24 protein-coding genes and 2 pseudogenes are annotated in these 26981 nt (G+C 47.5%); 19 read left to right on the top strand and 7 right to left on the bottom strand.

The genetic code is table 11. The features are described from left to right. The first annotated feature begins 21 nt into the window (after positions 1-21). The 4 genes from GQE98_RS08840 to GQE98_RS08825 are packed head-to-tail and all read left to right on the top strand — an operon-like array spanning position 22 to position 3659. A complete protein-coding gene (locus tag GQE98_RS08840; protein WP_161315291.1) occupies positions 22-825 on the top strand; it encodes an ABC transporter ATP-binding protein in 804 nt (267 codons plus the stop codon). Continuing rightward, complete coding sequence (locus GQE98_RS08835) at positions 822-1541, top strand: ABC transporter ATP-binding protein (RefSeq protein WP_161315290.1); 720 nt, start codon at positions 822-824, stop codon at positions 1539-1541. Before GQE98_RS08840 ends, GQE98_RS08835 begins: the two co-directional genes overlap by 4 nt. After that, positions 1534-2565 (top strand): branched-chain amino acid ABC transporter permease, encoded by a 1032-nt coding sequence (locus GQE98_RS08830; protein WP_161315289.1) that lies wholly within the window; start codon positions 1534-1536, stop codon positions 2563-2565. The genes GQE98_RS08835 and GQE98_RS08830 overlap by 8 nt, the downstream gene beginning before the upstream one ends. 11 nt (positions 2566-2576) lie before the next feature. Beyond that, positions 2577-3659 (top strand): branched-chain amino acid ABC transporter permease, encoded by a 1083-nt coding sequence (locus tag GQE98_RS08825; RefSeq protein ID WP_161315288.1) that lies wholly within the window; start codon positions 2577-2579, stop codon positions 3657-3659. A gap of 46 nt (positions 3660-3705) precedes the next feature. Here GQE98_RS08825 and GQE98_RS18000 read toward each other — a convergent pair whose 3' ends face one another. Next, on the bottom strand, positions 3706-3855 hold the full coding sequence (locus tag GQE98_RS18000) for a hypothetical protein (protein ID WP_202526178.1): 150 nt from the start codon (positions 3853-3855) through the stop codon (positions 3706-3708). On the opposite strand from GQE98_RS18000, the pseudogene GQE98_RS08820 reads away from it, so the two are divergent. From GQE98_RS08820 to GQE98_RS08785, 8 genes and pseudogenes are all read left to right on the top strand, one after another. Continuing rightward, a pseudogene (locus tag GQE98_RS08820) lies at positions 3781-4427 on the top strand (IS6 family transposase). The gene GQE98_RS18000 and the pseudogene GQE98_RS08820 sit on opposite strands and share 75 nt — an antisense overlap. 184 nt (positions 4428-4611) lie before the next feature. Continuing rightward, entirely contained in the window at positions 4612-5946 is a 1335-nt protein-coding gene (locus GQE98_RS08815) for an MmgE/PrpD family protein (protein ID WP_161315287.1), read from the top strand. Between the two features lie 19 nt (positions 5947-5965). After that, positions 5966-6877 (top strand): LysR family transcriptional regulator, encoded by a 912-nt coding sequence (locus GQE98_RS08810; RefSeq protein WP_161315286.1) that lies wholly within the window; start codon positions 5966-5968, stop codon positions 6875-6877. 90 nt (positions 6878-6967) lie between these two features. Further along, positions 6968-9040, top strand: coding sequence for a hydantoinase/oxoprolinase family protein (locus GQE98_RS08805; RefSeq protein ID WP_161315285.1), 2073 nt, complete (start codon positions 6968-6970; stop codon positions 9038-9040). A gap of 13 nt (positions 9041-9053) precedes the next feature. Beyond that, positions 9054-10799 carry a hydantoinase B/oxoprolinase family protein gene (locus tag GQE98_RS08800; RefSeq protein WP_161315284.1) on the top strand — a complete coding sequence of 582 codons (1746 nt, stop codon included), beginning with the start codon at positions 9054-9056 and terminating at the stop codon, positions 10797-10799. Positions 10800-10851: 52 nt separating this feature from the next. Next, positions 10852-11847, top strand: coding sequence for a TRAP transporter substrate-binding protein (locus GQE98_RS08795; RefSeq protein WP_161315283.1), 996 nt, complete (start codon positions 10852-10854; stop codon positions 11845-11847). Between the two features lie 67 nt (positions 11848-11914). Then, positions 11915-12409 carry a TRAP transporter small permease gene (locus GQE98_RS08790; protein ID WP_246157252.1) on the top strand — a complete coding sequence of 165 codons (495 nt, stop codon included), beginning with the start codon at positions 11915-11917 and terminating at the stop codon, positions 12407-12409. A gap of 4 nt (positions 12410-12413) precedes the next feature. Then, complete coding sequence (locus GQE98_RS08785) at positions 12414-13718, top strand: TRAP transporter large permease (protein ID WP_161315281.1); 1305 nt, start codon at positions 12414-12416, stop codon at positions 13716-13718. 124 nt (positions 13719-13842) lie between these two features. On the opposite strand, the gene GQE98_RS08780 is transcribed toward GQE98_RS08785, so the two are convergent. Beyond that, positions 13843-14862, bottom strand: a complete 1020-nt coding sequence (locus tag GQE98_RS08780; RefSeq protein WP_161315280.1) for a GlxA family transcriptional regulator — start codon at positions 14860-14862, stop codon at positions 13843-13845. Between the two features lie 148 nt (positions 14863-15010). Between GQE98_RS08780 and GQE98_RS08775 the strand changes: the two genes are divergently transcribed. The 5 genes from GQE98_RS08775 to GQE98_RS08755 all read left to right on the top strand — a co-directional run bounded on the left by GQE98_RS08775 (position 15011) and on the right by GQE98_RS08755 (position 19523). Next, positions 15011-15868, top strand: a complete 858-nt coding sequence (locus tag GQE98_RS08775) for a substrate-binding periplasmic protein (RefSeq protein ID WP_202526177.1) — start codon at positions 15011-15013, stop codon at positions 15866-15868. A gap of 108 nt (positions 15869-15976) precedes the next feature. After that, on the top strand, positions 15977-16738 hold the full coding sequence (locus GQE98_RS08770) for an amino acid ABC transporter ATP-binding protein (RefSeq protein WP_161315278.1): 762 nt from the start codon (positions 15977-15979) through the stop codon (positions 16736-16738). Positions 16739-16744: 6 nt separating this feature from the next. Next, entirely contained in the window at positions 16745-17398 is a 654-nt protein-coding gene (locus tag GQE98_RS08765) for an amino acid ABC transporter permease (RefSeq protein WP_214646491.1), read from the top strand. Next, positions 17395-18075 (top strand): amino acid ABC transporter permease, encoded by a 681-nt coding sequence (locus tag GQE98_RS08760; protein ID WP_161315276.1) that lies wholly within the window; start codon positions 17395-17397, stop codon positions 18073-18075. The genes GQE98_RS08765 and GQE98_RS08760 overlap by 4 nt, the downstream gene beginning before the upstream one ends. After that, the gene (locus tag GQE98_RS08755; RefSeq protein WP_161315275.1) at positions 18072-19523 is read left to right on the top strand and encodes an amidase; all 1452 of its coding nucleotides are present in this window, start codon (positions 18072-18074) and stop codon (positions 19521-19523) included. The genes GQE98_RS08760 and GQE98_RS08755 overlap by 4 nt, the downstream gene beginning before the upstream one ends. A 153-nt stretch (positions 19524-19676) precedes the next feature. Here the strand turns inward: GQE98_RS08755 and purU are convergent, their stop codons facing one another. Genes purU through GQE98_RS08730 form a run of 5 tightly spaced genes read right to left on the bottom strand, consistent with a single transcriptional unit; the run spans position 19677 to position 25667 of the window. Then, positions 19677-20561: a formyltetrahydrofolate deformylase gene (purU, locus tag GQE98_RS08750; protein ID WP_161315274.1), complete on the bottom strand. Its 885-nt coding sequence runs from the start codon at positions 20559-20561 to the stop codon at positions 19677-19679. Between the two features lie 45 nt (positions 20562-20606). Then, on the bottom strand, positions 20607-21167 hold the full coding sequence (locus tag GQE98_RS08745) for a sarcosine oxidase subunit gamma (protein WP_161315273.1): 561 nt from the start codon (positions 21165-21167) through the stop codon (positions 20607-20609). Beyond that, on the bottom strand, positions 21160-24129 hold the full coding sequence (locus GQE98_RS08740; RefSeq protein WP_161315272.1) for a sarcosine oxidase subunit alpha family protein: 2970 nt from the start codon (positions 24127-24129) through the stop codon (positions 21160-21162). Before GQE98_RS08740 ends, GQE98_RS08745 begins: the two co-directional genes overlap by 8 nt. Further along, positions 24126-24407 carry a sarcosine oxidase subunit delta gene (locus tag GQE98_RS08735; RefSeq protein ID WP_161315271.1) on the bottom strand — a complete coding sequence of 94 codons (282 nt, stop codon included), beginning with the start codon at positions 24405-24407 and terminating at the stop codon, positions 24126-24128. The genes GQE98_RS08740 and GQE98_RS08735 overlap by 4 nt, the downstream gene beginning before the upstream one ends. Positions 24408-24416: 9 nt before the next feature. Then, a complete protein-coding gene (locus GQE98_RS08730) occupies positions 24417-25667 on the bottom strand; it encodes a sarcosine oxidase subunit beta family protein (protein WP_161315270.1) in 1251 nt (416 codons plus the stop codon). 100 nt (positions 25668-25767) lie between these two features. On the opposite strand from GQE98_RS08730, the gene GQE98_RS08725 reads away from it, so the two are divergent. After that, positions 25768-26754, top strand: a complete 987-nt coding sequence (locus GQE98_RS08725; protein WP_202526176.1) for a GlxA family transcriptional regulator — start codon at positions 25768-25770, stop codon at positions 26752-26754. A gap of 20 nt (positions 26755-26774) precedes the next feature. Next, a pseudogene (locus GQE98_RS18155) lies at positions 26775-26918 on the top strand (IS6 family transposase); the annotation flags it as partial. Positions 26919-26981 lie beyond the last annotated feature (63 nt).

Below are 26981 nucleotides of genomic sequence, written 5' to 3'. Positions count from 1 at the left end.
TCGTTACAAAGGATGGCTTTTATGGATTCCGCACCTAACATTGCTGACCATTACCCAGTAATTGAGACCAAAGGTCTTTCGGTCAGTTTTGGTGGGCATTTAGCGGTAAGCGATGTTTCCTGTTGTTTCGAAGAAGGGACATTGACGGCCATTGTTGGGCCGAATGGTGCGGGTAAAACAACTTATTTCAATCTTATTTCGGGTCAGCTTAAATCTACGTCCGGACAAGTCTTTCTTAACGGTGAGGAAATTACCCAATACCCGGTGGCACGCCGGGCACAATGCGGCATCGGACGCGCGTTTCAACTGACTAACCTGTTCCCGGAGCTAAGTGTCCAGGAGAATATCCGCCTGGCAGTTCAGTCTATGGCTAAGACCCGGGATAGCTTTTTAACACTCTGGAGCAGCCACAAAGACTTAATCGTGAAAGCAGATCACTTTTTGGAACTTGCTGGGCTTGAACAGTATGCAAAGGCGAATGCCTCAACCTTAAGCCATGGAAACCAGCGTAAGCTGGAGGTTGCCATACTGATGGCTCTTGAGCCTCGTGTTTATATGTTTGATGAACCAACTGCTGGAATGAGTGTTGATGAAGTGCCAATCGTTCTTGATTTAATAAAACGCGTAAAGTCTGAGGGAAATAAAACGATACTGCTGGTGGAACATAAACTCGACGTTATCCGTTCACTCGCTGATCGCATTGTCGTTTTGAACAACGGTGAAGTTGTGGCAGATGGGGATCCGACAACGGTTATGGCATCAGATATTGTTCGTGAAGCGTATCTCGGTCGGGCAAGGCAGGATAGAGTAGGAACCGCCAAATGACGCAGCCAATTCTGCAGCTGGAAAACGTCCATACCTATATTGAGCAGTATCACATTCTTCAGGGCATTACATTTGACGTGGCCGAGAATGGGTTCACTGTGATCGTAGGCCGCAATGGAGCGGGGAAAACAACGACGCTGCGGACAATCATCGGATTATGGCAGGCTAAATCTGGAACCGTGAAATTACGCGGGCAGGAAATTCAGGACCAGACAACCTCTGAAATAGCTCGGGCGGGCGTCGCCTACGTCCCGGAGAATATGGGCATTTTCGGCGACCTTACCGTTCGCGAAAATATGATCCTTGCAGCTCGGCGTGGAAAGTTCGATACGGACCGCCTTGAATGGATATTTGGCCTGTTCCCCCCGATAAAAAAATTCTGGAATCTCGCAGCAGGAAATCTGTCTGGGGGTCAAAAGCAAATGCTTGCAATCGCGCGCGCGATCATCGAACCAAGTGATTTACTTCTCATTGACGAACCAACCAAGGGTATCGCCCCGGCAATCATTGAGGACATGATCGATGCATTTCTCGAGTTGAAACGCATGCAGACCACTATTCTCTTAGTTGAGCAGAATTTTGCGTTTGCAGCAGCGCTTGGTGATGATGTTGTCGTGATAGACGACGGACAAGTGGTTCATCGAGGTGCTATGGAAACGCTCTCCAGCAACCCGGACCTACAGCAACAATATCTGGGACTCGCACTCAATGAATAAACAAGGTACCTCAGAAACAGTTATTTCCATCGGCTCTACAACAAGTCTGTTGAAGCGAGACTGGCTCCCGATTGTGATAGTGATTGCCGCTGCACTGATAGCGCTGGTCTTTGTCGGCTCGCCGAGTATCTGGTTGACCTTAACGCTGGCGGGTTTGGCTATGGGGATGATGGTATTTATCGTCGCTTCAGGACTGACGCTCGTTTTTGGTCTTATGGATGTTCTAAATTTTGGTCATGGTGCGTTCGTTACTGTTGGCGCATATCTCGCCTACGCTGTGCTGACAATGATGACCGGGTTGACAGTCGCCGACAACTTGGTGTTGAACGTTCTCGCGCTGATAGCAGTTGTCATCGTTGCCGCCGTAGGTGCGGGTTTTCTCGGCTGGATATTCGAGCGGATAATTGTTCGGCGGGTTTACGGGGATCACCTAAAGCAAATACTGATCACTATGGGCGGCATGATCGTGATCGAACAGGTTGTCATGATGATATGGGGATCGCAGGAACAACTTATTCAATTGCCGACCTCTTTGCGCGGTGCGTTTGTCATGGGTGATGCCGTTGTCGAAAAATACAGATTGCTTGTCGTTGTATTTGGGTCAGTGCTGTTTCTGGCGATGTATTTTTCCTTATCCCATACGCGGATAGGCCTGCTAATACGGGCGGGTGTTGAAGATGCCGAAATGATCCAAGCGTTGGGTTATCGCATTCGCAGGCTTTTTGTGGGCTTGTTTGTAGTGGGCTCCGGACTCGCAGGGTTTGGCGGCGTGATGTGGGTTTTCTATCGTGGAACATTGACGGCGGATATTGGTGGTGAACTAATGATCTTGGCCTTTATTGTCATTATTATGGGTGGATTGGGGTCGATTACTGGGTGCTTCATAAGTGCAATTCTTGTGTCTGTCGTCGCCAACTATGTCGCATTTCTGGTTCCGGAGATGGCGATGACTTCTACGATCATATTGCTTGTGGCCGTTATCAGTTGGCGGCCTCGCGGATTATTTCCCCTGACGAAACGGTAATTGGTATTGCTATGATTAGTTCTCTACTTTCAGAAGATTTGCCGAGGAGTCGCATTGTTGCATTCACACTAATACTCCTTTTAATGGCGATGCTGGCTGCCCCTGTTGCAATTGGCGGTCTGACAATAATGAGTGTGTTTGTAAAAATCGCAATTTTTGTGGTTCTCGTGGGATCATTTGATCTGTTGCTCGGGTACACAGGAATGATTTCTTTTGCCCATACCATGTATTTTGGAATCGGGGCCTATGGTACAGGCATTGCCTTGAAGTCCATGGGAGCCTCCTGGGAAGCCATTGCGATTGGTTTTCTGGCGGGGGCTTTTCTTTCATTTGTGATTGCGGTTGCGGTCGGCCTCTTTAGTATGCGAACTAAAACGATCTTTTTCGCGATGATCACTCTCGCTGTTGCAAATGCGTTCGCTGTTCTGGTGAACCAGTTCTACACCATTACAGGGGGGCATGATGGCTTGATTTTTCAGATACCACGTGTTCTGAAGCCGGCCTTTGTAATAATCCCTAGAGATGTCTTTGGTGTCCCGATTAACGGAACGACGCTGAGCTATTACGCAATACTTCTAATTTGCGGCCTTCTCTTCCTTCTAATGCTGCGAATTGTAAACTCTCCATTTGGGCGGGTGTTGCAGGCCATCCGTGAGAATGAACTCAGGGCCGAGGCGCTTGGTTTTAATGTTCTCCGTCACCGAGTTGTTGTAAGTTGCATTGCTGCGGTTCTTGCCTGTGTCGCAGGTGCCTTGAATGCGCTATGGCTGAGATTTGTTGGGCCGGAAGTCACACTTGATTTGCAGGTAATGTTGGATGTTTTGCTGATCGTCGTAATTGGCGGAATGGGGACACTGTATGGTGCAATAATTGGCGCCGGGGTTTTTGTGTTTGCCGAGACATACTTGCAGGGTGCGATTGCTTACATAGCCCCCATGATAGCAGAGGTACCAGTGGTTTCCGTAGTCATACATCCTGATCGATGGGTTTTCTGGTTGGGGATTCTTTTCGTAGTGAGTGTTTACTATTTCCCGGAAGGCATTGTTGGCCGCCTTCGCAACAGGGCGGCAGAATTAGCGAATATCAAAAAATAAGGGGCATTGTCAGAAGAAAATAGCTTGTCCCTCAATCAATCGATTCTTACTCTGAATGACAGAGCATAATCCATTTCGCTATTTCAAAACCTCTCCTGAGGTCATCCGCCTTGCCGTGATGATGTACGTCAGGTTTCCCCTTTCGCTTCGCAATGTTGAAGACCTTCTTCATGAACGCGGCATCGATATCTGCCATAAAAACAGTCCGCTATTGGTGGAACAAATTTTGGCCCCCTGTTTGCGCGCGAGATCCGAAAGAAACGACTTCATCCTTCTTCCCGGAATCACTCCAACTGGCGATGGCACCTGGACGAAGTTTTTGTGAAGATAAATGGAGAAACACACTATTTATGGCATGCCGTTGACCACGAGGGTGAGGTTCTGGAAGCCTTTGTTTCCAAGCGACGCGACCGCAAGGCAGCAATGGTTTTCCTGAAGAAAATAATGAAACGCTACGGTCAACCTCAAGTGATTGTAACGGATAGATTACGTTCATATCGTGCTGCGATGAGGGTAGTTGGAAATGAAGCATCGCAAGAAACAGGCCGTTGGAAAAACAATGGCTGTGAGAACTCCCATCTCCCGTTCCGGCGACGAGAGCAGGCGATGCTAAAATTCAGGCGCCGGCGAAGTTTGCAGAAATTTGTCTCAATCCATTCATCAGTCCATAACCACTTCAACCATGAGCGCCACCTAAACAACAGAGAAACCTTCAAGCTTCAAAGAACCACCGCACTTGTCGAGTGGCAGCAACTTAGTGCGGTATAATAGCGGAGCGTTTGTGCTGTTCTGCGTCATACGGAGACGAGGTCGCATTAGTCTGACAGCACACAATTCAATTCATAAATTAATAAAAAATATTTATCAAACTTGTAAAATAGAATTAACTGGACCCGAGTTCATATCTCAATGATGATAGTCGAAAATTGGTCATAATTTGGGTTCAAGACGAATGCCTTATAAAACATACACTGCTAGCAAGCTTGCTACTTGGGCAATATCCTTAAGTTATGAGGACCTTTCAGAGGAAGTTCTTGATCGCGTTGAGGATTGTATTTTAGATTCAATAGGCTGTGCTATCGCAGGATTGAATGGGTCGGGTTCTTCCTATTCAAGGTTAGTAGCGAGTAAGCAATATAAAAACGGTAAATGCCCGGTTTGGTTTACTCCTTTATCTCTAAATTCAACAGGGGCAGCCTTTTCTAATGCGGCCGCTGTCTCAATTCTGGATATCGATGATGGTCATCGGCTTGCAATGGGACACCCGGGCGCAGCCGTGGTTCCGACGGCTCTAGCTATAGCTGATGAGGTCGGTGCTGGTACAAAGGAGCTTTATGAAGCCATTGTTGCTGGTTATGAAATTTCAGTTCGTTTAGGTGAAGCTGAGATGAGGAAGTCTTATCATACAGGTAACTGGACTGTTTTTGGAGCAGCAATCACAGCTGCAAAGCTGAAAAATCTGACTTTGGATCAAACTATTCATGCTTTGGCAGTAGCCGCCTATCACGGCCCTCGATTGACCGATTTGACCCAAAGCCAAGAAATGGGATCGAATGTTAAGGAGTCTATTCCCTGGTCAGTTGTGGCCGGAATTTCAGCATGTGAATTGGCGGAGGTTGGCTTTACCGGAAGTCGTGATGCGCTGGACTTAGATAATCGTTTTGATGCCAAAATTGCAACACAAAAGCTTGGTGGTGAGAAAGATATTCTTGGCGTTTATTTTAAGCAATTTTCGACCTGTCGCTGGACGCACTCCTCAATAGAAGCACTGTGCATGATTGTGTCAGAACACAATCTAAGCGGGCCAGATATAGAGCGGATTGAAGTTGAAACATTTCAACAAGCCGCTGCTTTGAATAACAGCTCTGATCCTCATACTCTCGAAGGTGCGCAATATAGCCTTCCGTATAGCCTTGCCGTTTCAGTTACTCGGGGCGTTGAAGCATTATCACCTATGGATAAATCATGCTTAGGTGATAAAGAAACAATTGATTTGGCGTCTCGTATTACAATTTCACATAGTGTCGAGATGGATGGTTATCTTCCGTTACGCACGCCATCCAAAGTAAAGGTCATCACAGCAGACGGAGTGTATGAAAAAACCGTGGTTGAAGCTTGGGGAGATGCGGGAGGGACAACAAAGCGAAGTCACTTGCGAGATAAATTTCGGCTCCTTGCGAAAAAGATGGTAACAAATGAACAAATTGAGCACATCATTGAGGCAGTAGACAATTTGCGAGGCGGTGAGTCGACCCCTCTAATGAATGTGCTTTCAAAACCACTCTGATGCAGTGCTAAAAAACGCTATGACCTTTGATCAAATTCAAAGCTTTTATATGGTGGCAACGCTCGGTACTTATCGCCAAGCTGCTGAGCGGTTGAATGCGACTCAACCCACCATATCTGCGCGGATTGTTGCCCTTGAAAATTATTTGCGAACATCACTATTTAATCGCTCGGGCCATCGTGTGGTTCTAACGCCTCAAGGTCGTTTATTTTTATCTTATGCAGAGAAGTTCCTTGAGCTTCAGGCCAGTGTCCTTAAGATGACCAGAGGACAGGATGAACTAACGGGTATTATACGTATCGGCGCTTCTGATACTATGGCAATTTCTTGGTTGCCCGGTTTCTTTTCTATCTTGCGAAAAAGATATCCCAACGCAGTTTTCGAACTACATGTCGGACCATCTTATCGCTTAAGGGAAGATTTGATTTCGCGCGAAATTGATTTGGCCTTTATGATTGGGCCAATTGCCCATGCTGACATTGCAAGTTTACCATTATGTGTTTGCCCAATGGTTATTGTTGCGGCGCCTGAGTTGGGTTTGCATGGGCGGCTCTTAACAAAAGATGATTTGGGGGAGATTGATTTCTTTACGTTTGAGCGACTGACAAGACCATATCAAGAATTGAGCCCATATCTTAAAGTAAATGCTAATTCTTCAATTCGCTTAAATCCAGTCAACTCTTTGCAAACCATTGTAATGCTTGTTGAAATGGGTTTGGGGGCTGGAGCTGTGCCCCAAGTTGTTATTGAACAACAGTTAAAAAATGGTTCCCTCATAAAGCTTGATACAGGTTTTGAATTACCTGAACTCAAATTTTCCGTCAGCTACCCCATGAGCCCGGATATGGGTGTTGCTGAAATGGTCAGGGATCTATCCATGTCTTATTTAAAAGACATGCCAAAACAAGACTCTATAAAAATTATTTATTAAATTACATAGAATATTTCAGTTGGATTTAATCAAGTTTCGTTTGCTAGCCTCTAACTCGTAACAAAATTGAGTTTAGAGGCAGCATTTATTATGAACTGGATTGTTGGGTCTGACATTGGCGGTACATTTACCGACATTGTTTATATTGACAAGGATGGAACGCTTCATACAAGTAAAGTGCCCTCGACACCCGAGAATTATGGTCGCGGTGTGGTCAATGGAATTCATTTGCTTGCAAAGAAACAATCATTAGCAATTTCAGAAATGAGTGAGATGGTGCATGGGTGTACCATTGCAACAAATGCCATTCTTGAGGGAAAGGGTGCTAAAACAGCTTTAATAACGACTAGAGGTTTTCGCGATGTTTTGGAGCTAAGACGTATCCGTGTTCCAAAGTTATATGATCCGCTTTATGTAAAGCCTCAGCCACTTTCGCCCAGAAATTTACGTTTCGAAGTGACAGAGAGACTGGATAGCAAGGGTCAGGTGATAACAGAGCTTGATGAGAATGAAGTTCGTGAAATTGTAAAACACATAAAAAAACTGGATGTTACTGCGGTCGCTGTCTGCTTTCTTCATTCATATGTGAACTCTGATCATGAGAAACGTGTTGGTAAAATCTTGCGGGAATTGGCACCAGATTTATTCATCTCACTTTCTGTCGATATCCTACCTCAAATTCGTGAGTACGAAAGAACGAGCACGACTGTAATCAATGCTTATGTCGGCCCTCCAGTTCACAAGTATCTTGAAGAAATGGAAAAGGATTTACGCACATCAGGTTGCCCTGCAACCATGATGATGATGCAATCTTCAGGAGGGACGGTTAGTGCTAAATCTGTGATGGTGAAGCCAGCACAGATTATCGAATGTGGTCCTGCTGCCGGTGTTGTTGGCTCCGCTTATATTGCTGAAAAACTTGGAATTAAAAGCGCAATTACTTTTGATATGGGAGGAACGACGGCAAAAGGATCCCTCATCGAAGATGGCGAATTGATTTACGCAGAGAACTATGAAGTTGGTGCTTCAATGAGTTCTGCGGGCTCAATTACTGGGGGAGCTGGTTATGCACTTAAGCTTCCAGTTATCGATATCTCTGAAGTAGGTGCCGGAGGAGGGTCTATTATACGTATTGATCGTGCGGGCTCCATTAAAGTTGGCCCGGATAGCGCTGGTTCAGTCCCAGGTCCAGTTTGTTATGGTACGGGTGGTTTAGAACCAACTGTTACAGATGCAAATGTCGTAACCGGTTTCTTGAGCCAAGAAGCTCTTGCAGGGGGGAGTGTACCTATTGATGCCACTCTTTCTTATAAAACGATTGAAGAGAAAATTGCAAAACCATTGAATCTGGATGTCTATCAAGCGGCTTATGGTGTTCACCAAGTCGCCAATGCGACCATGGTACGTGCAATTAAGGCTGTTACCACATACCGTGGTCGTGATCCACGAGATTTTTCTATTTTCGCCTTTGGTGGAAACGGCGGCGTCCATGGCGCAGGTATTGCAAGAAGCCTTGAAGTTAAGCAAGTGATTGTACCTCTCGCCGCAGGTGTATTTAGCGCCGTTGGTTTGATGGTTGCAAAGCGTTCTGTCACTGTTGCAGGCGCTTTTCCAGCTAAACTTTCCTCTTTTGATCTGAACAATGCGAATACCTTGTTTGACAAGCTGAAAAAAGATGCAGATGCCCTGATTGACCTTAAAGAAAACACTCCAGCTTATAAACTTGAAGCCGAGATGCGCTACGTCGGTCAAGCTTTCGAACTTACAGTTCCTTTAAAAAAGGACTTTTTTGACGAAGAGGCTTCTGCACAGCTTCGCATTGGTTTTGATGAGGAGCACGAACGTCGCTTTGGTCACAAATTTGATGAAGGCAATAATGTAGAAATTGTCTCGCTAAAAGTCCGTGCAACTGATCCTGTCGATCGTTCTCCGCAACGACTACGCCAGGAAGGCAGCTACACGCCATTATCCTCTCGTATGGTTTATTATGGTGATGAATTTGGTCTGATGAAGACACCTATCGTAAACCGTTCTGAAATTCAGGGAACTGAATGGAAAGGCCCAGTGATTATCGAAGAATATGAAGGCACGACAATTGTACCACCAGACGCCAGCGTTCATCGAGACCAACTTGATAATCTTGTCATCAATCTTGATTACTGACGAGTGAAGACATATGGAACATCAGCAGAAAACAAATCCCTTTTTATTAGAAGTTTTACGTAACGCGTTCGACACGGTTGCAGAAGAGATCACATTAACAATTATCCGTACTGCGTATTCACAAATTGTTCGTGACTCCCTTGATTTCTCAACTGCGTTATGTGATGCGCAGGGCAGGGCTATTGCCCAAGGTGTGTGTACACCTATGCATCTTGGCAGCTTCCATGATGCGTTAACGAATATGATTCATGTCCTCGGGAACGAAATTCATGAAAATGATTATTACATCATGAATGACCCCTATGAAGCAGCGGGACAACATCTGCCTGATATCTATGTGGTGAAGCCTGTATTTCATGAGGACCAGCTAAAAGCATGGTCAACTACACTTGCGCACCATTCTGATGTGGGGGGCATCGTTGCAGGTTCGAATGCATTGGGTGCGACTGAGGTGTGGCAAGAGGGTCTGCGTATTCCTGTTCTCAAATTAGTTGATAAAGGTGTGCGAAACGAAACACTTTGGAAAATGATAGCGATCAATGTACGGACCCCTGACCTAGTTTTTGGGGACCTCCAAGCACAAATGGCCGCTTGTACCACGGGCGCAAAAGGGTTGCAGAAACTTTATGAACGCTATGGACCAGAAGTGATTGATACGGCAATTGATGATATTAATGCATATGCCAAACGTTTGGCTCAGGAAGAAATTTCTGAAATTCCGAATGGCATATATGAGTTTACCGATCATATTGACGGCATCGGTGACAACCCGGAACCGATTATTTTCCAAGCAAAACTAACGGTTGAAGATAAGAGCATTATCGTTGACTGGGAAGGATCTTCCCGACAAGTCGCGGGTGGGGTGAACTCCACCTTTCCGTTTACCAAAGCCTGTGCTTATGCAGCGCTTCGCTCTGTAATGAAATCAGACATTCCAAACTGTCATGGTTTTACCGAAGTCATTGATGTGCGGGCACCTTTAGGATCAGTTCTGAACCCTGTGCTTCCTGGTGCCACCGGCGCCCGGGGCATCACTGGTTATCGTATGATTGACTGCCTGATGGGAGCTCTCTCCAAGGCTGTGCCAGATCGAGTAACTGCAGACGGATCTGGCGGATCAACATTACCTACAATTTCCGGCATGGAGAACGGAAAAACATTCATTTTCTGTGAGACTGCTATGGGTGTTTGGGGGGCAAGTCAAGGCAGTGACGGTCAAGAAGGTGTGCCACACATTGGAGCTAACCAATCGAATATTCCCATTGAGATGATTGAGGCAGCATATCCTATTCGTATCGAAGAATATGGGTTTGTAGACAATTCCGGTGGGGCCGGTAAAAAGCGCGGTGGGCTATCTATTAAACGGGAGTATAGAATTCTATCTGATGTCGCGACCTTGAATATACGTTCAGATAAGCGCGATTTCCCTCCTCATGGACTATTCGGTGGTGCAAACGGCGCGCCTTCCATGAATATTATCAAAAATTCTAAGGGTGAACGGGTTCTTCCTGTTCTACTTAGTGAACCTATTCAACTTCGCAAGGGTGACATTTTTAGCCATGTCATGGCGAGTGGAGGTGGGTACGGCCCTGCAAATGAACGTGAAGAACAAGAAGTTTTAAATGACATTTTGCTTAGTAAAGTCACGATTTCTGGGGCGGAAAAAGACTATGGTGTTGTGATCGTTGAAGAGGATAGTCGCTTATCCATTGATACTGTTGCCACATCATCAATCCGAAACAAGATGGAGGCTGCGTAATAAGTGCGTTTCAACATCTTTCTTTATTAAATTAAATAGGTGAGGTTTTATAATGGCTTTAAGATCAGTTTTAGCAGTTGCATTAGCTTTTGGCGTATTTGCAACCCCAGCCTTAGCAGTTACGAAGCTCGACATGACAAATGAATATGAAGCGCATTCAATTCACGGTCAAGGCGACACGTTCTTTGCAAATAAGGTAAAGGAACTCTCAAATGGCGCTGTAGAAATCACTTTGCATTTAGGTGGCAGTCTTGGTTTTAAATCAAAAGATAATCTTGATGCAGTTGGTGATGGTGCTGTTCCTATTGCCGATACAATTGGAGGCGTTCTTGCGGGTTCTGACTCTATTTTTCTTTTGAGTTCGCTGCCGTTTTTAGCTGCAAATGCTGAGGAAGCTCGTACTCTCTACACAATTTCACTCCCTGCATATGAAGAATTCTTCAAGAAAAATGGCCAACGCTTGTTGTATGCCTCCCCTTGGCCCGCGTCCGGACTTTGGGCCAAAAATCCGGTCGATACGGTCGACGCAATTAAAGGCCTCAAGATGCGTACTTATGATGCAAATGGTACACGCACATTGATCGAGGCAGAAGCTTCACCGATACAACTTTCTTGGGCTGATGTGGTGCCACAACTTGCAACAAATGGAATACAAGGTGTTTTGACATCAGCTGAAGGTGGCGTGAATGCGAAATTCTGGGAGCACTTAAGTCACTTCACGGAGGTCAACTATGCAATGCCTCTGAATTTTGTGCATATAAATGGTGACGCCTTTGATAATATGAGCAAAGAAAAACAAGATGCAATTTTAGCAGCTGCAAAACAAGCGGATGAACGCAACTGGGCTGCTTTGTTGGAGCGAGTGCAAGGTAACTATAAAACTCTAAAGGAAAATAACGTTACGATCGTTGAAGAGATATCTCCTGAGCTTCAAGCGCACTTAGCAAAAGCTGCAACTAAAGTCATTAGTGACTGGAAAGAAACAGCTGGACCAAGAGGTGAAATGATCATTAAGGCCTATAGTGACAAAGTAGGTCGTTCATACTAATAAAAATTAGGATACCAGAGGGGAATTATCACCTTGGTATCCAATTTATTGCGAAAAATATGAAATTATGTATGCCCATAAGATAATAGACTCCATCTCGAAATTAGCGAATAGCCTTGCTGTCATTATGTTATGCGGGATGTTTTTACATATTATTTTAGAAATTATTCTTCGCAATTCCTTTGATACTTCAACATTTGTACTTGATGAATTCGTTGGATATGCTGTTGCTTCTCTTGCTTTTCTTGCGCTAGGGGAAACTTTTCATAAAAGAGCATTAATCGAAGTTACGATCCTAAAAGACAACTTTTCCAAAAGAAACCGTTTGTTTTTTGAACTATTCTCTAATCTCGCCTGTAGCGTTATTGGATCTATTTTATTTTACTATATTGGGCGAAGCGTTATTAATCATTTTTATCGCGGTACAGTGTCTTCATCTGTGGCTGAAGTTCCCCAGTTTATTCCCGAAGGCTTACTTTTAATTGGCGTTTTTGTCTTTCTTTTGCGTGTCTTTGAATCCCTCTGGATTAATATCTCCCTCCTCATAGTGAAGGAGTATTAGTATCATGGATGCAGGCTCAGCTTCTTTTATAGTTTTATTAATCTTAATCGCTTTTCTAGCTTCGGGCACAACCATTTTCATTTCGATTTTATGCGTATGTGTCGTTAGCTTGGCTATTTTCTTAGATTTTGATTTACACCGAATAGGCGTCACCATGTCACGCATTATGATTCGGGCATCTAGTTCATGGGAATTGTCGGCGATTCCGTTATTCTTATGGATGGGAGAAATTGTTTATAAGTCGTCATTGATTGATCAATTGTTTAGAGGATTAATACCTTTTTTGCGACACCTTCCAGGCGGGCTTCTTCATACCAATGTTGTTGGAAGTGCAATGTTTGCGGCCGTCTCAGGTTCAAGTGCCGCGACCACTGCGACAATTGGCAAAATAATGCTAGGTGAACTTGATAAACGTGGATATGACAAGCGCTTAGCTGTTGGTTCACTTGCTGGAGCCGGCACACTTGGGCTGCTAATTCCCCCTTCGATCATTATGATTATTTATGGGTTGTTGGCTGAAGTCTCTATCATTAAATTGTTTGCGGCAGGTATTTTTCCCGGTCTTCTTATTGCATTACTTTATAGTGCCTATATTTCAGTTTGTTCCGCGGTTGATAAAAACCTAGCCCCTATCGCCGAGGCTGATGGAGCCACCTTATTGTCGGGTATTTGGGATTTAGGTCCGATTTTTGCTTTAATCGTGTTAGTGTTAGGAACCATTTATAGCGGATATGCCACCCCCTCGGAATCAGCTGCAATTGGGGTTGCCGGTGCGCTTTTTCTCATAACTATTAGAGGGGAGCTATCTTTTTCCCTTATTAAAGAATCCTTGTATGGAGCGGTATCAACGGCTTGTATGATTTGTACATTACTGGCAGCAGCGGGTTTCTTGTCTACAACAATGGGTTTCCTTCATATCCCGCAAGATGTTGCGACCTTTATTGGTAGTTTAGATCTAAGCCCTCTTGGATTGATTTTTGTTCTCTCTCTTTTCTATATGTTGTTGGGGCTTTTACTTGATGGCATTTCAATCACAGTAATGACCTTACCGATTACATTACCATTGATCTTAGCGGCCGGCATTGATCCACTTTGGTTTGGGATATTTTTGGTGATAATGGTGGAGCTTGGGCAAATGACTCCGCCGGTCGGTTTTAACCTTTTTATCATTCATGGGATGAGTGGAATTGATATTCTCACAATTGCAAAAAGTGCATTCCCTTTTTTCTTACTTATGTGTCTAGCGGCAATTTTAATAACATTTCTTCCTAATATCGCTCTTTGGCTACCCTCGGAACTTTATTCCTAAATAAGAAAAAATGACGAACTAAAGCTCTAAGAAGACTTTAATATATGGGTTGATTGAGTAGGAAAATTACCAGTTAGGAGATTGCCTCCCTATTGGCGCAATTTTTATTTTAAAGCATCGGTGGCTAAAATCTATCTGAATTTGACTCTAGGCGGGTCAGCGCTAAGTCACTTTTTTGCGCATGTAAACGTCGCATATGTCCAGGCGTTTCACCATAAACTTTACGAAATTGCTTTATGAAATGGGCGCAATCCGCAAATCCAGTCAAAAGTGCAATTTCAGTGATCGTTTTTTGTGTGTTGAGTAGACACCATTTGCCATATTTGATACGTATCGCAGTCCAATATGCTTTCGGCGTCATTGATAATGTTTTTTGGAATAGCCGCTCCATTTGTCGTTCGCTGAGACCCAATCGTTCTGCGACAGAAGCAACTGTACCTGGTGAAAACATTTCGCGTTCCATAATGATCGTTGCTTTCCTAATGCGATGATCACCAATATGTTGCTTATCGAGTGCGACAATAGCGTTGAAATCTGAATCTAGACCAGTCTCGGACATAGTCATTTGAAAAACAGATTTCGCGGCTCTAGATCTACCGCAGTGGCGTGAAATCAGGTTTGTCGCAAAGCTGACCACTGACAATCCGCCTGGTACGGTGGCGATATTTCTTTCTTCCAAATAATCATGCTTCAACGTAAATCGCAGCTTGGGATGGAGTTCTTTGTAGTCCTGTAAATGGTAGGGGTGCAGGCAAGCAATTCGTCCCTTCATCAAGCCTGCATCCGCCAAGACGAAAGAACCGGTACATAGTCCTGCGACCAACTTACCCCGTTGATGTGCGCGTCTTAGATATCCGTGCACGATTTGCGGGACATCGTCAATGCCGGAGAGTAGTGGACCAATAATAACAATGCAGTCAAAATTGTCTGCATCGATAAGATCCGTATCTGGATTTATGATGATACCACAACTCGACTTTACTGTCTTTTTTTGCGGAGACATAGTAGTCCAAGAACAATAAATTTTACGACCGCGGTCACCTAAGTCTGCTGCATGGCGAAGTGCTTCGATAAAGCCTGTCAAAGACATTAGTGCAAATTCAGCACAAAGAACAAATCCTACGCGTAAAGCTGTATCCGGCATTCATGTATTCCTTCGCTCACTTTATGTCGGAAACATTATGCACTTCGGCGAAGTTAGTCAATCAAGCTCAGCGATTAGGTGCCCAGATGGATATCACAAATAATGGCAGGCTTTGCCGCTAGTCATAGATAGTCAAATGGAGAATATTATGAAAATCAGTCAATTACTGATGTATGGCTTTATCGCCGTAAGTATGTCAACGCCTTCGCTTGCCGCTGATATAAATACAGTCAGCGATGGTAAACTAACAATCGCTTTTACAGGTGATATGCCGGGTTCTGGATGGCAAGACGGTAAGATGATTGGATACGATGGCGAGATAATGCAAAAAATCTCGGAAAAAATGGGCATTCCAATTACACCCGCACTGATGGAATGGTCAGGCACCATTGCATCAGTCCAGTCTGGCCGCGTTGACGCGATGCTGGGTACTATGGGTTGGACAAAGCAACGTACTGAAATCATGACTCTTTCTGAGCCACTCCACTACTTCAAGAATGGGATCATGCAGTCGAAGGATAATAATTGGGACAAATTGTCTGATCTGGAAGGCAGAAAAGTGGGAACTATTACCGGTTTCTCGTTTGTGCCGGAGTTACGAAAAATAAAAGGTCTTGAATTGTCTCTTTACGACACTTCTGATGCGGCGGTTCGGGACCTTATTGCGGGCCGTATTGATGCGGTTATCGGTGATCCGCCAGTCGTAGCTTTCGCCATAAGTCAAAATCCAGATTGGGGAATGCATTTCCTCGCTTTTTCAGATCAGAATGAGGATTTTCGGTTGCTCACAGGGCTCGGACAGGTGGTTGTTGGTATGAATAAAGACAACCCGGAACTCGCTGAAGCTGTGAATGCCGTCATCAAGGACATGTGGCAAACATGTGAGATGAAAGAAATCGGCACCAGATACGGGCTGGTTGCTGATGTCTGGTACACACCGGCAGGAGAAAATTTCAGGGCTGGTGTTGATCGACCTGAAGGCTATCAGTTGCCTACCTGTAATTAATACCTCCTTTGACAACGATAAGGCAGATCGGGAGATATCTTCCGGCCTGTCTATCGGGTCAAATCAGGCCCATAAATCCAGAAAAATTTAAAAACCTGAGAGGCGATCATGGAATCTCCCCTTCTACAAATCAAAGATCTGCACAAGTCCTATGGTTCTCTTGAGGTCCTTAAAGGAATCGATTTTTCTGTATCAAAAGGTGAAAAAGTTGCAGTGATCGGCCCATCGGGATCAGGTAAATCCACTTGTTTACGCTGCGTGAATTTCCTGGAAAAGCCAAGCAGAGGTCACATCATTCTAGACGGAGAGAGGGTTGGCGTTAAGCCCGGTTCTGATCGATTAATGAGCGATGCTGAATTAGCCCCGCAACGGGCGCAAATGGGGATGGTATTTCAGCTCTTTTATCTCTGGCCGCATTTGACGGTGCTTGAAAATGTTTCCATTGGCCTTCGTAAAGTACAAGGCGTGCCATCAAATGAGGCGTCTGAAATTGCCATGGATATGCTGGAGAAAGTTCATCTTGGTAATAAGGCTAACACTTTTCCGGGCTTGCTGTCCGGAGGACAGCAACAGCGTGTCGCGATTGCCCGTGCACTGGCTCAGCGCCCCAAGCTCCTCTTGTTCGATGAACCTACCTCTGCACTTGACCCGGAGCTTGTTGGAGAAGTTCTCAATGTTATTCAGGAATTAGCCGATGAAGGGCGCACCATGCTGCTTGTAACCCATGAAATCAATTTTGCCCGGGACATAGCAGATCGGGTGATTTTTATGGATGGCGGTGTCGTTGTGGAAGAAGGCCCGGCACGGGAGCTAATTACCAATCCCCAAGCAGAGCGCACCCGCGTCTTTCTGAGTAAAATTGAAAAATAGGGGCGCATGATGCTGGATAAAATACAACATATACTGATTGCGTTATTGGGCGGCATTAGTGTCACTATTTCGGTGACGTTAGGAGCACTAATTATAGCTGTGTTGCTTGGTCTATTACTCGGTGTGGTGCGTAGTTTTACAAAATGGAAGTTATTACGCTTCACCATAGACGTTTATGTAGAATTATTTCGAAATATTCCCGCTCTTGCTATCCTGTTCATTATTTATTTCGGATTGGGATCAGTGGGATTGCGGCTTGGTTCAGTAACTGCCGCCATCCTGGGGCTTGGCCTTATCGGAGGGGCAGTACTGTGTGATGTCTTCCGCGCCGGTTTCTCGGCGCTGCATTCAGGTCAGCGAGAAGCTGCAATTGCAATCGGCATGACACCTTACCAAACTATTCGCCTGATACTTGCTCCGCAGGCAATCCGCATTGCTCTACCTCCGCTTGGCAATTATGCAATTCAACTCCTGAAAGATACATCCATCGCCTCTGCCATAGCTGCCCCGGAAATAATGTTTTTCGCTCGAACACTTGTCACATCAACCTTTGAGACGACACTGATTTATATCTGTGCGGCGGGAATCTATCTCTTGCTTAGCCTGCCTCTCTTTCGTGCCATTCAATCAATTGAAAAACGCTTTGGAGTAGGCAGATGATTGAATTTCTAGAGGTTTATGTGAAATATGGTTCGCAGTGGTTTCCAAGAATGGCCGATGCTGCGTTGGTATCCGCATCGCTGGCCTTTGCAGGGTTTATCGTCGCCTTCGCAATCGGGCTTATGTTATCGATCTTTCAGCGAAGCCCACTGCGATTACTCAGGTTTGTTGCAACTATATACGTTGTTGTATTTCGCGGAATTCCACTCCTTGCTATACTCTTTCTGCTCTATTTCGGGCTTCCCGGCATTGGTGTCACCATGTCAGCTTTTACAGCATCAGCTGTAGGTCTAGGGCTGTCCTTTGGGGCACAGATGGCGGAAGTATTTCGTGCGGGACTTGAAGCAATACATCGCGGTCAACGCGAGGCGGCTATTGCGGTCGGTATGACCCCCTTGCAAGCGTTCAGGTTTGTCACCTTACCGCAGGCTGTTCGCATAATCTCACCGTCGATGTTAGTCACCTTTATCGTATTGTTGAAAGACTCGTCATTGTGTGCGCTGATCACGGTTAATGAGTTAATGCTTGAAGGGCGCGCGCTTGCGACTGAGTATTTTTTACCACTCAACATTTTTGTCGCTATAGGTGTTTTTTACTTTCTGATCGCCTGGCCGCTTTCGCTTCTCGCACGCACTATGGATGCGAGGATAAGAGCTAAGCAAACGAGAACACTATGACAGAGAATCTCCCTGGATCAGTTGGACCAAGCGCATCGCCTCTTAAAAGGGACGATGATCCGTTCGCGACAGCTACGGAACTATCGGAGGCGTTGAACGCCCATAAAACTAGTTCCGAACAATTGACCGAAGCCATGCTTGGCAGGATCGGGGCGTTGGATCCGCAACATGGAGCTTTTGTCATTTTATGTGCAGAGCGTGCCCTTAAACTCGCGCGAGAAAGAGACAAGGCTCATAAAAGTACCGGTAAACGTCTTTCTAAATTAGACGGCATTCCCGTTGCCATCAAGGATCTGTTTGATCTTCAAGGCTATCGCACGGGATCAGGCTCTCGCGCCTTTCCAGAACACATCGCTCAATCAAGCGCTCACGCTGTTCAAAAGCTCGAAGCAGCTGGGGCGATCATCATCGGCAAAACGCATACCGTAGAGTTTGCTTTTGGCGGTTGGGGTACGAACCCAATTCTCGGCACGCCTCACAATCCTTTTGACCAGATCACTCATCGTGTTCCCGGTGGTTCATCCAGCGGTTCTGCAGTTGCTGTTGCTGCCGGAATGGTACCGTTGGCATTAGGCACGGATACCGGAGGGTCGGTTCGCATTCCTGCTTGCCTCAGCGGAGTTCTGGGTATGAAGACCTCACTTGGTTTAATTGGCAGATCGGGCGTTCGCGTCTTGTCACGAAGTCATGACTCTATTGGTCCACTCGCGCGATCGGTTTCAGATTTGACAATTACGCTTGATATCATGAAAGGACTAGATCCGTTAGATCCATATTGTGCCTCATACCAAAACCGGTCTGTGGTTGCAGCACATAAACCTCAAAATGAAATGCTAAGATTGGCCGTTATCAATGATGATGCGATGGAATCCGTCGATCCCCAGATCAAGGAGGCGTTCGAAACTGTTGTTGTTGATCTTGTCGCGATGGGATTTCAATTTGAACTGCTAAGCTTACCTATGTCGCTGGAGGAAATTTCGTTTCATGCCGGCCGCATCATGTCAGCGGAGAGTTATGCGGAACTGCGCGAGGTTGTAGATGATCCGAGAACCAATATGGCACCCGAAATTCGCGAACGAATTTTACGCGGACGTTCGATGATGGCAGCCGATTATCTGGATGTGCTGGATATAAAGCGACGGGTAATTGGTGAGTTCCTGGAAAGTTTTAAAAGTTTCGATGCGTTGATCGTTCCCACATCACCGATATTAGCGCCCGCACTGTTGAACGTTGACGAGAATTCGACCCCACTCAGCACATTCGGGCGTTTTGTTAATATGCTTGATCTATGCGGGCTGTCTTTACCAATGGGATTAAGCCGTGAATCTTTGCCCATGGGGGTCCAATTCATCGGTCGAAGCAAGGACGACGCTAAAATTCTGGCACTCGGGGCGGCATTTGAGGCCCATCGAGGCGGCTTGTTCTTACCTCCACCAGGATTGGCTTGAGGGCACTGTCAGAAGAAAATTACTTGAAGGTCAATTTCTCCGTCCATATTCGCCAGTGAGATAGGAAAGGTTACGCTCGTACCGCGCAGCGATAAAAGTAAATGGCAATGAGACAACGCAAGAAACAGGCCCATTCCATCGAAGAAGTTAGAGTTACCCCATCCGCTCTGAACTATAACTGCCAGGGCTTGCAGGGAAGACCACGGTTTTATTGCCGTTCAAAAACACACGGTGATGTGCATGGGCATGGATCGCGCGGGCGAGAGCTTGGCTTTCCACATCACGCCCCAAGGTCACGTAATCTGCTGCAGATTGTGCATGGGTAATGCGCACCGTGTCCTGTTCAATGATCGGCCCCTCATCCAAATCCGCCGTCACATAATGCGACGTCGCCCCGATGAGTTTCACCCCGCGCTCATAGGCCTGCTTATAGGGGTTTGCGCCTTTGAAGGACGGTAGGAAAGAATGGTGGATATTGATGATCCTGCCACTCATCTTCTGACACATATCATCGGAAAGAATTTGCATATATCGCGCCAGGACAATGAGCTCTGCGTCCGTATCCTCGAGCACTTTCATGATCGCGGCTTCCGCCTCTGACTTGTTCTCTTTTGTAACTTTGATGCAGTGGAACGGAATATCTGCGTTCACCACGGCCTTTTGGTATTCCATGTGGTTTGACACGACAGCAACGATCTCGATAGGTAGAGCCCCGATGCGTACGCGGTAAAGCAGGTCATTCAAGCAATGACCAAACCGCGAGACCATGATGACTACTTTCATTTTCTCGCGCTCGTCATGGAACGCATGCTGCATGCCGAACGTCTCGCTAGTGGCAGCAAAAGCCGCGCTAAGCGCTGCAATATCTTTGTTCTCTTCAGAGACAAAGCTAATGCGCATGAAGAATCGGTTAGTCTCTTGATCGTCATATTGCGAGCTGTCTGTGATGTTGCAGCCCTGCTGAGAGAGAAAAGTTGAAATTGCGGCCACAATGCCGCGTGCGGTATCACACGTCACGGTAAGACAATAGTTTTTCATGGGTCTGTCCTGTTTAAGCTCTCCGTTACGCATCTTTCGGATGCTTTAAGTGTCGAGGTTGTTCATCCGTGCGGCGGCCGTTGCCAAAGCGTGCCAAAGTGAGTCGGCATAGCTGCGCATCCCAATAAAGTCGAGGCGGGTAACTGAGCGGCGCAGCACGAAGACGGTCATATGATCCAGGCCCGTGTGTACCGCCGTATCAGGGGTCAGGCTATGCGGATCGAGGTTGATGAGCTTTGCCAAGAGCGCGGTCATTGCGTCCTCTGGTGCCTCTAATTCTAAACACACAAACCCATCGGATTGTTCTGTTACTGCGGTTTCAGGCGCCTGGGCTTTCACTTCGGCAGCGAAGTCACACTCGCTTGGTGATTTTCTTTCGATCATCCACTGGTTTGGTCCTACCCAAAAAGCACTATGATCTTTCGCGTTTGAAATTTTACCAATGTCTGGCAGGTCCAGCCCAAAGGGGTGTGGTTTGGTTCGACCTGCGCCGATGTACAAAGAAGCCAAAGACAGATCAGACTTTTCTGAAAGGGTCACGGCACCAAAGCGGGCAGATCGGGGGTCTCTGTCGCGCAAGGCGGTAAGAGGTGTTAAGTCAGTCACGAAGTCGCTCCCCTTCTGGGTCGATGAAATGGGGCGAAACCACCTCAAGACGGATGTTTTGCCCCTCAAGCGGGTTGGCAGCGATGATATGCTCGGCAATCCGTGCATCGCCTCGATCGAGATAGCCAAGCCCGATCGCGCTACCGACATGCGGCGAATAGCAGGCGGACGTGATCCAGCCCTCATCATGTTCAAGGCTCAAAACAGAGCCTAGTTTGAGCAAATGCGATCCCGCTACCACGGGGTCATTTGGGTTGATTGGGCGCAGTCCCACAAGCCGCTTGCTCTCCGTCGCCATCTCGCCGCGGCGTGACATGATTGCGCCAATAGAGTCTTTCTTTTTCGACACCATGTTTCCCAGTCCTAGCATCAATGCGCTAGTCTGGCCCGTGATCTCGTTGCCCGCAGCATGGCCCTTTTCTATCCGCAATACACCTAAAGTTTCTGTGCCATAAGGCGTCGCGCCAAGGTCTTGGCCAATTTCGATCAACCGCTCTATCAATGCGTTGCCATAGCGAGCAGGCACAGCGATTTCATAGGCTAACTCGCCCGAGAATGAGATACGGAACAGGCGCGCACTCAGGCCTTGGCATATCGTAAGCTCTGCGCAACTCATGAAGGGGAAGGCTTCGTTAGAAATGTCAAATCCATCGTTAATCCGCGCAAGCAGCTCACGAGATCTTGGCCCCGCAATAGCTAGCTGCGCCCAAGCATCTGTTGCCGAAATTATCTGCACATCTAGTTCTGGCCAGAGGCATTGATGGGCAAATTCCATTTTGCGATAAACCAGTCCCGCATTCGCTGTTGTGGTTGTCACGACATAATGGTTTTCTCCCAACCGCGCGCAGGTGCCGTCATCGTAAAGCGCGCCATCTTCGCGCAGCATAATCCCGTAGCGCACTTTACCCAAGGGTAGGGTGCCCATCATATTGGCATAGATACGGTTCAAAAACTCGGTCGCATCTTTGCCTTGCAGGTCAATCTTGCCAAGCGTGGTGACATCGCAAACACCCACACCTGCACGGACCGCCAGCGCTTCGCGGTCTACGGATTGCCGCCAATGGGTTTCCCCTGGCTTTGGAAAATACTGTGCCCGCATCCATTGCCCGGCTTCGACAAAGACTGCACCTCGAGTGCAGGCCCACTTGTGAGTTGGAGTAAGTCTTTTGGGGCGAAAGTTTTGCCCTATGTCGCCGCCGCCAAGCACAGAGAGGGAAACGCCGGTATAAGGCGGGCGAAAGATGGTTGTCCCTGTTTCGGGAATGGTCTTCCCCGTCAGTTCGGCCATGACGGCAAGGGCAGTGATGTTTGCGGTCTTGCCTTGATCTGTCGCCATTCCAAGGGTGGTCCAGCGTTTGAGATGTTCGACTGGTCGCATGTTTTCTTGATGCGCGAGGGCAATGTCTTTGACTGTAACATCGTTTTGGAAATCGACCCAAGCCCTTTTGCGTTGGCGTTTCTTGTCGACTGCGGTAGCGGGAACATGCCAAAACGCTTCTTGTTTGTGAGCTTCGGATAGGGTCTCGGGCAGGGAAATCTTGTGGGCCGGCAAGCCGAGTATCCCAAGCGCCGTGATCGCCGCATTCATGCCGGTGCTCAATGCGTCGCCGGTGCAGCCCCTGCCTGCGGCGGCTCCTGCTGGAATCAGCCCTTTCGGTCCATCTTTAGGTGGGACAAATGCCAGAAGATCATCATCCCAAATGGGTCGCCCCCTGTGATGGGAGCTAAGATGCACATTTGGGTTCCAGCCGCCGCTGACCCCCAATGCGCCGACCTTATGCCATTTGGGCTGCCCTTTATGGGTAATTTCAATCGCGGCCAGACCATGGCGACCTTTGCTATCGCTGACCTTTGCACTTGCAAAAACCTCATAATCGCCAAACCGGGGTGCGTCTGCACGCGTATCGATGACGCCCAACAGCTCTACACCTTTAGCCAGCAAATCCAAAGCAGTACGGTGGCCGTCATCCCCGTTGGTGAAAATGGCAATTGGGTCCCGTGCGCTTTGCACAGGCGTCACCGCCCAGCGATTGGCATAGGCGCGCATGGCCCCCGCGAGCATCACACCGGGTCGGTCGTTGTTGGCAAAAGGAATATGGCGCTCCACTGCGCCTGCGGCCAGAATGCTTTGCTTGCTGGTGATCCGCCAAAGGGTTTGGCGCAGGCCTTTATGAGGAGTAGGGAGGTGGTCACCCACGCGTTCAACCGCGCCGAATATGCCGTGATCGTAGACGCCAAAAATGGTGGTTCGGGGCATCAAGCGGACATTTGGCAGGCTGTTGAGCTCTGCCAAAACAGTCTCTACCCACTCAAGAGCAAGCGCATCTCCAAGGGTATAACTTTCGCTCAATAGTCGCCCGCCAAAGTGGAAATCCTCATCGGCGAGGATAACTTTTGCCCCTGCTCGCCCTGCGGTGAGGGCAGCGGCCAGCCCCGCCGCGCCACCACCGATGACCAAGAGGTCGCAATGCAAGAACCCTTTGTCATATTGATCGGGATCAGGCTTGAAAGAGAGCCTTCCAAGACCTGCTGCTCGTCGAATGGCAGGCTCGTAAAGTTTTTCCCAAAAGGCGCGCGGCCACATGAAGGTTTTGTAGTAAAAACCTGCAGATAGGAAGGGCGCGAAGAGATCGTTGATCGCCATTAGATCGCGTTTCAACGGCCCGATATGGTTTTGCGAATTGGCAGTCAGCCCCTCATAAAGCTCGGTTACCGTAGCGCGGGCATTGGGTTCGAGCCGCGCGCCTCTGCCTAGTTGAACCAAAGCATTCGGTTCCTCTGATCCCGCAGACAATATTCCCCGTGGGCGATGGTATTTAAAGCTGCGCCCTACCAGTTGCACGCCGTTGGCAAGTAGGGCTGACGCTAATGTATCTCCCTCAAACGCTTGGTAGTTTTGGCCATTAAAACTAAAGGAAATCGGGGCGTCACGATTGATAATCCCGCCAGAAATACGGCTCATAGTCCTGCCTTCAATTTGTCCGCTGAGACTAATTCTGCCCCAAGTATTTCGTGGGTAAGTGTGTCGCGTGTGATGATGAGCCATGAGCGGTCGCCTTGCTCATGGAACCATAGCTCGCGGTGAATGCCTGCAGGATTGTCGCGGAGATAGACATAGTTGCAAAACTCGGCCTCTGCGCTTTCGCTGTACGGGTCAGGGCGGGCCATCAATGAGGCGTCACCCAGATAAGTAAACTCTTGAGCGTCACGTGGACCGAGGAGAGGATGGGGAATAATCATATCTTGTCCTCAATGCAGATTAGGTTGGGCGCCAGCACCATTTTCATCAATCAAGGCCCCACGATTGAAACGATCAAAACGGTAGGCAGCGGCGGTGTCATGGGGCGTGTCGGTGGCCAGAAGATGGGCAAAGGTGATGCCTGCCGCAGGCACAGCTTTGAAACCGCCATAACACCAGCCTCCGTTAAAATAGAGTCCATCGATATGGGTCTTGTCGATGATGGGCGAGCCATCCATAGACATATCTACCTGGCCACCCCAAGAACGTAGAAGCTTAGCGCGCCCGATCATGGGCATAAGGGCCATGCCACTTTCGATCACTTCCTCAACCACGGGCAGGTTGCCGCGCTGGGCATAGGAATTATAGCCGTCAATATCTCCCCCAAAGACCAGGCCACCTTTATCCGATTGGCTCACATAAAAATGTCCCGCACCAAATGTGATAACATTGGGGATCGTAGGTTTGAGCCCTTCGCTTACAAAGGCTTGCAAGACATGAGTTTCTATTGGTAGGCGTATTCCTGCTTTGGCCATAATCCTGGAAGAGGAGCCTGCCACACTGACGCCAACTTTTTTCGCGCCGATATATCCCCGCGTGGTTTCCACCCCCAAAAGCTTGCCTTTTTTTATGCAAAACCCTGTGACCTCGCAGTTTTGGATGATGTCCACCCCAAGCTTGTCTGCGGCGCGGGCATAGCCCCAAGCCACACCATCGTGGCGCGCTGTTCCTGCACGCTGTTGCAGCAAGCCGCCTTTTATCGGAAACCGCGCATTGTCAAAGTTTAAAAATGGTACCAGTTTGCGTAAATCAGATTGGTTCAAAAGTGTGCCGCCTGCACCTGTAAGATGCATGGCATTGCCGCGTCGACGATAGGCATCGCGCTGAGCGTCCGTGTGAAAGAGGTTGATAATCCCGCGTTGCGAAACCATGGAGTTAAAGTTCAAATCTTGCTCCTGGCGCTCCCATAGCTTCATGGAAAGTTCATAGAAGGGCTGATTGCCAGGCAGGAGGTAATTGGAACGGATGATCGTCGTGTTGCGCCCAATATTGCCCGATCCAAGCCAGCCTTTTTCAAGAACTGCAATCCGCGATTTTTGATAGGTTTTGGCAAGGTTATATGCGGTCGCCAACCCATGGCCACCGCCGCCCACAATCACAAAGTCATAGTCAGGTTGTGGGGCAGGGTCGCGCCATAGGGCTTTCCAGCCTTTATGACTCGTGAGCGCTTCTTTGATGACTCGAAATCCTGAGAATTCCATATTCTGTCCTCGACTATTTCTCTTGGTATAGCATCGAAATCTGTGTTAACAATTCTTGTAAAAGGTCATTTTAATTTCATAATGGGACATTTTGGGCGATATGCAACGTATTGGCTTTGTATTGATCGATGGCTACGCGATGATGAGTGCCTCGGCGGCGATGGAGCCTTTGCGCGCGGCCAATCTTTTTGCACCTAAGCGGCTTTATGAACTGCATTGCTTGTCTTTGGCGGGTGAAAGCGCTAAGTCTTCGCTCCCGGCGTTCTTTGAAACCACGCCAATCCAAGAGGCTCAAATAGCATTTGACATGATCTTTGTGGTGGCGGGTGGAGACCCTTTTACTTGCCAAGATCAGTGTTTGTTCGACTGGCTTCACAAGCTCGATCAGTGTGGTGTGGCTTTGGGCGGTATTTCGGGCGGGGCAGGGGTACTAGCTGAGGCGGGGCTTTTGAACAATCGCCGCTTCACGCTGCATTGGCATCACTTTGATGACCTTAATGAACGCCACCCTGCGGCATTGGTTGAACGGCGGCTTTTTGTGATTGACCGTGACCGTTATACCTGTGCAGGTGGAACAGCTCCTTTGGACATGATGCATGCAGTGATTGCATCAAAACACGGCAGTAGTTTTGCACAACAAATTTCTGACTGGTTTATTCACACGGAGATTCGCGCAGCCTCTGCGCCGCAGCAAGCTAGTGTGGAAGCCCGTTTTGGGGCCTTGCCTAAAGCGGTGGTGGAGGCGATTGATTTGATGGAGAGCCATTTGGCCGATCCTTTGTCCTTGGCTCAAATTGCAAGCCTCGTAGGCCTGTCGAAGCGGCAGTTGCAGCGCCAGTTCCATCAGGGTTTGGGGCAAGCTGTGGCGCAGACCTATCGTGAAATACGGTTGAAAAAGGCCTATGACCTTACGGTAAATTCTGCCTTGCCTGCTAAAGATATTACCGAGGTGACAGGCTTTGCCACGTCCTCGTCCTTTAGCGTGGCCTTTGCGGCAAAGTATGGAGAGGGATTTCGCGAAACTCGCCTTTCGGCACAGCGGGCGCGGGCACTGTCAGAGGAAAATCGGGCTTTGACCATATTTTAGTAATTCCATAAAATCCTGGAATGAAAAACAAGAACCCATTCCGTTATTTCAAAACTTCGCCGGAAGTCATCCGCCTTGCGGTGATGATGTACGTCAGGTTTCCACTTTTACTTCGCAACGTTGAAGATTTGCTTCATGAACGCGGCATGGCACTGTCAGAAGAAAATAGCTTGAGGGTCATTTACTCGTCGACTAGCTTCCGAGCATGATTAAATAGAATCCATTTC

The sequence above is a fragment of the Sneathiella litorea genome (assembly GCF_009882915.1).
Taxonomy (GTDB): domain Bacteria; phylum Pseudomonadota; class Alphaproteobacteria; order Sneathiellales; family Sneathiellaceae; genus Sneathiella; species Sneathiella litorea.
The sequence above is the reverse complement of the archived record's forward strand: the minus strand, read 5'-3'. Positions and strand labels throughout refer to the sequence as shown.

Bases quoted from the DNA above. Each gene is read 5' to 3' on its own strand.
- GQE98_RS08840 (WP_161315291.1), top strand. From the start codon at position 22: ATGGATTCCGCACCTAACATTGCTGACCATTACCCAGTAATTGAGACC.
- GQE98_RS08835 (WP_161315290.1), top strand. From the start codon at position 822: ATGACGCAGCCAATTCTGCAGCTGGAAAACGTCCATACCTATATTGAG.
- GQE98_RS08830 (WP_161315289.1), top strand. From the start codon at position 1,534: ATGAATAAACAAGGTACCTCAGAAACAGTTATTTCCATCGGCTCTACA.
- GQE98_RS08825 (WP_161315288.1), top strand. From the start codon at position 2,577: ATGATTAGTTCTCTACTTTCAGAAGATTTGCCGAGGAGTCGCATTGTT.
- GQE98_RS18000 (WP_202526178.1), bottom strand. From the start codon at position 3,855: ATGGCAGATATCGATGCCGCGTTCATGAAGAAGGTCTTCAACATTGCG.
- GQE98_RS08815 (WP_161315287.1), top strand. From the start codon at position 4,612: ATGCCTTATAAAACATACACTGCTAGCAAGCTTGCTACTTGGGCAATA.
- GQE98_RS08810 (WP_161315286.1), top strand. From the start codon at position 5,966: ATGACCTTTGATCAAATTCAAAGCTTTTATATGGTGGCAACGCTCGGT.
- GQE98_RS08805 (WP_161315285.1), top strand. From the start codon at position 6,968: ATGAACTGGATTGTTGGGTCTGACATTGGCGGTACATTTACCGACATT.
- GQE98_RS08800 (WP_161315284.1), top strand. From the start codon at position 9,054: ATGGAACATCAGCAGAAAACAAATCCCTTTTTATTAGAAGTTTTACGT.
- GQE98_RS08795 (WP_161315283.1), top strand. From the start codon at position 10,852: ATGGCTTTAAGATCAGTTTTAGCAGTTGCATTAGCTTTTGGCGTATTT.
- GQE98_RS08790 (WP_246157252.1), top strand. From the start codon at position 11,915: ATGTATGCCCATAAGATAATAGACTCCATCTCGAAATTAGCGAATAGC.
- GQE98_RS08785 (WP_161315281.1), top strand. From the start codon at position 12,414: ATGGATGCAGGCTCAGCTTCTTTTATAGTTTTATTAATCTTAATCGCT.
- GQE98_RS08780 (WP_161315280.1), bottom strand. From the start codon at position 14,862: ATGCCGGATACAGCTTTACGCGTAGGATTTGTTCTTTGTGCTGAATTT.
- GQE98_RS08775 (WP_202526177.1), top strand. From the start codon at position 15,011: ATGAAAATCAGTCAATTACTGATGTATGGCTTTATCGCCGTAAGTATG.
- GQE98_RS08770 (WP_161315278.1), top strand. From the start codon at position 15,977: ATGGAATCTCCCCTTCTACAAATCAAAGATCTGCACAAGTCCTATGGT.
- GQE98_RS08765 (WP_214646491.1), top strand. From the start codon at position 16,745: ATGATGCTGGATAAAATACAACATATACTGATTGCGTTATTGGGCGGC.
- GQE98_RS08760 (WP_161315276.1), top strand. From the start codon at position 17,395: ATGATTGAATTTCTAGAGGTTTATGTGAAATATGGTTCGCAGTGGTTT.
- GQE98_RS08755 (WP_161315275.1), top strand. From the start codon at position 18,072: ATGACAGAGAATCTCCCTGGATCAGTTGGACCAAGCGCATCGCCTCTT.
- purU (WP_161315274.1), bottom strand. From the start codon at position 20,561: ATGAAAAACTATTGTCTTACCGTGACGTGTGATACCGCACGCGGCATT.
- GQE98_RS08740 (WP_161315272.1), bottom strand. From the start codon at position 24,129: ATGAGCCGTATTTCTGGCGGGATTATCAATCGTGACGCCCCGATTTCC.
- GQE98_RS08735 (WP_161315271.1), bottom strand. From the start codon at position 24,407: ATGATTATTCCCCATCCTCTCCTCGGTCCACGTGACGCTCAAGAGTTT.
- GQE98_RS08730 (WP_161315270.1), bottom strand. From the start codon at position 25,667: ATGGAATTCTCAGGATTTCGAGTCATCAAAGAAGCGCTCACGAGTCAT.
- GQE98_RS08725 (WP_202526176.1), top strand. From the start codon at position 25,768: ATGCAACGTATTGGCTTTGTATTGATCGATGGCTACGCGATGATGAGT.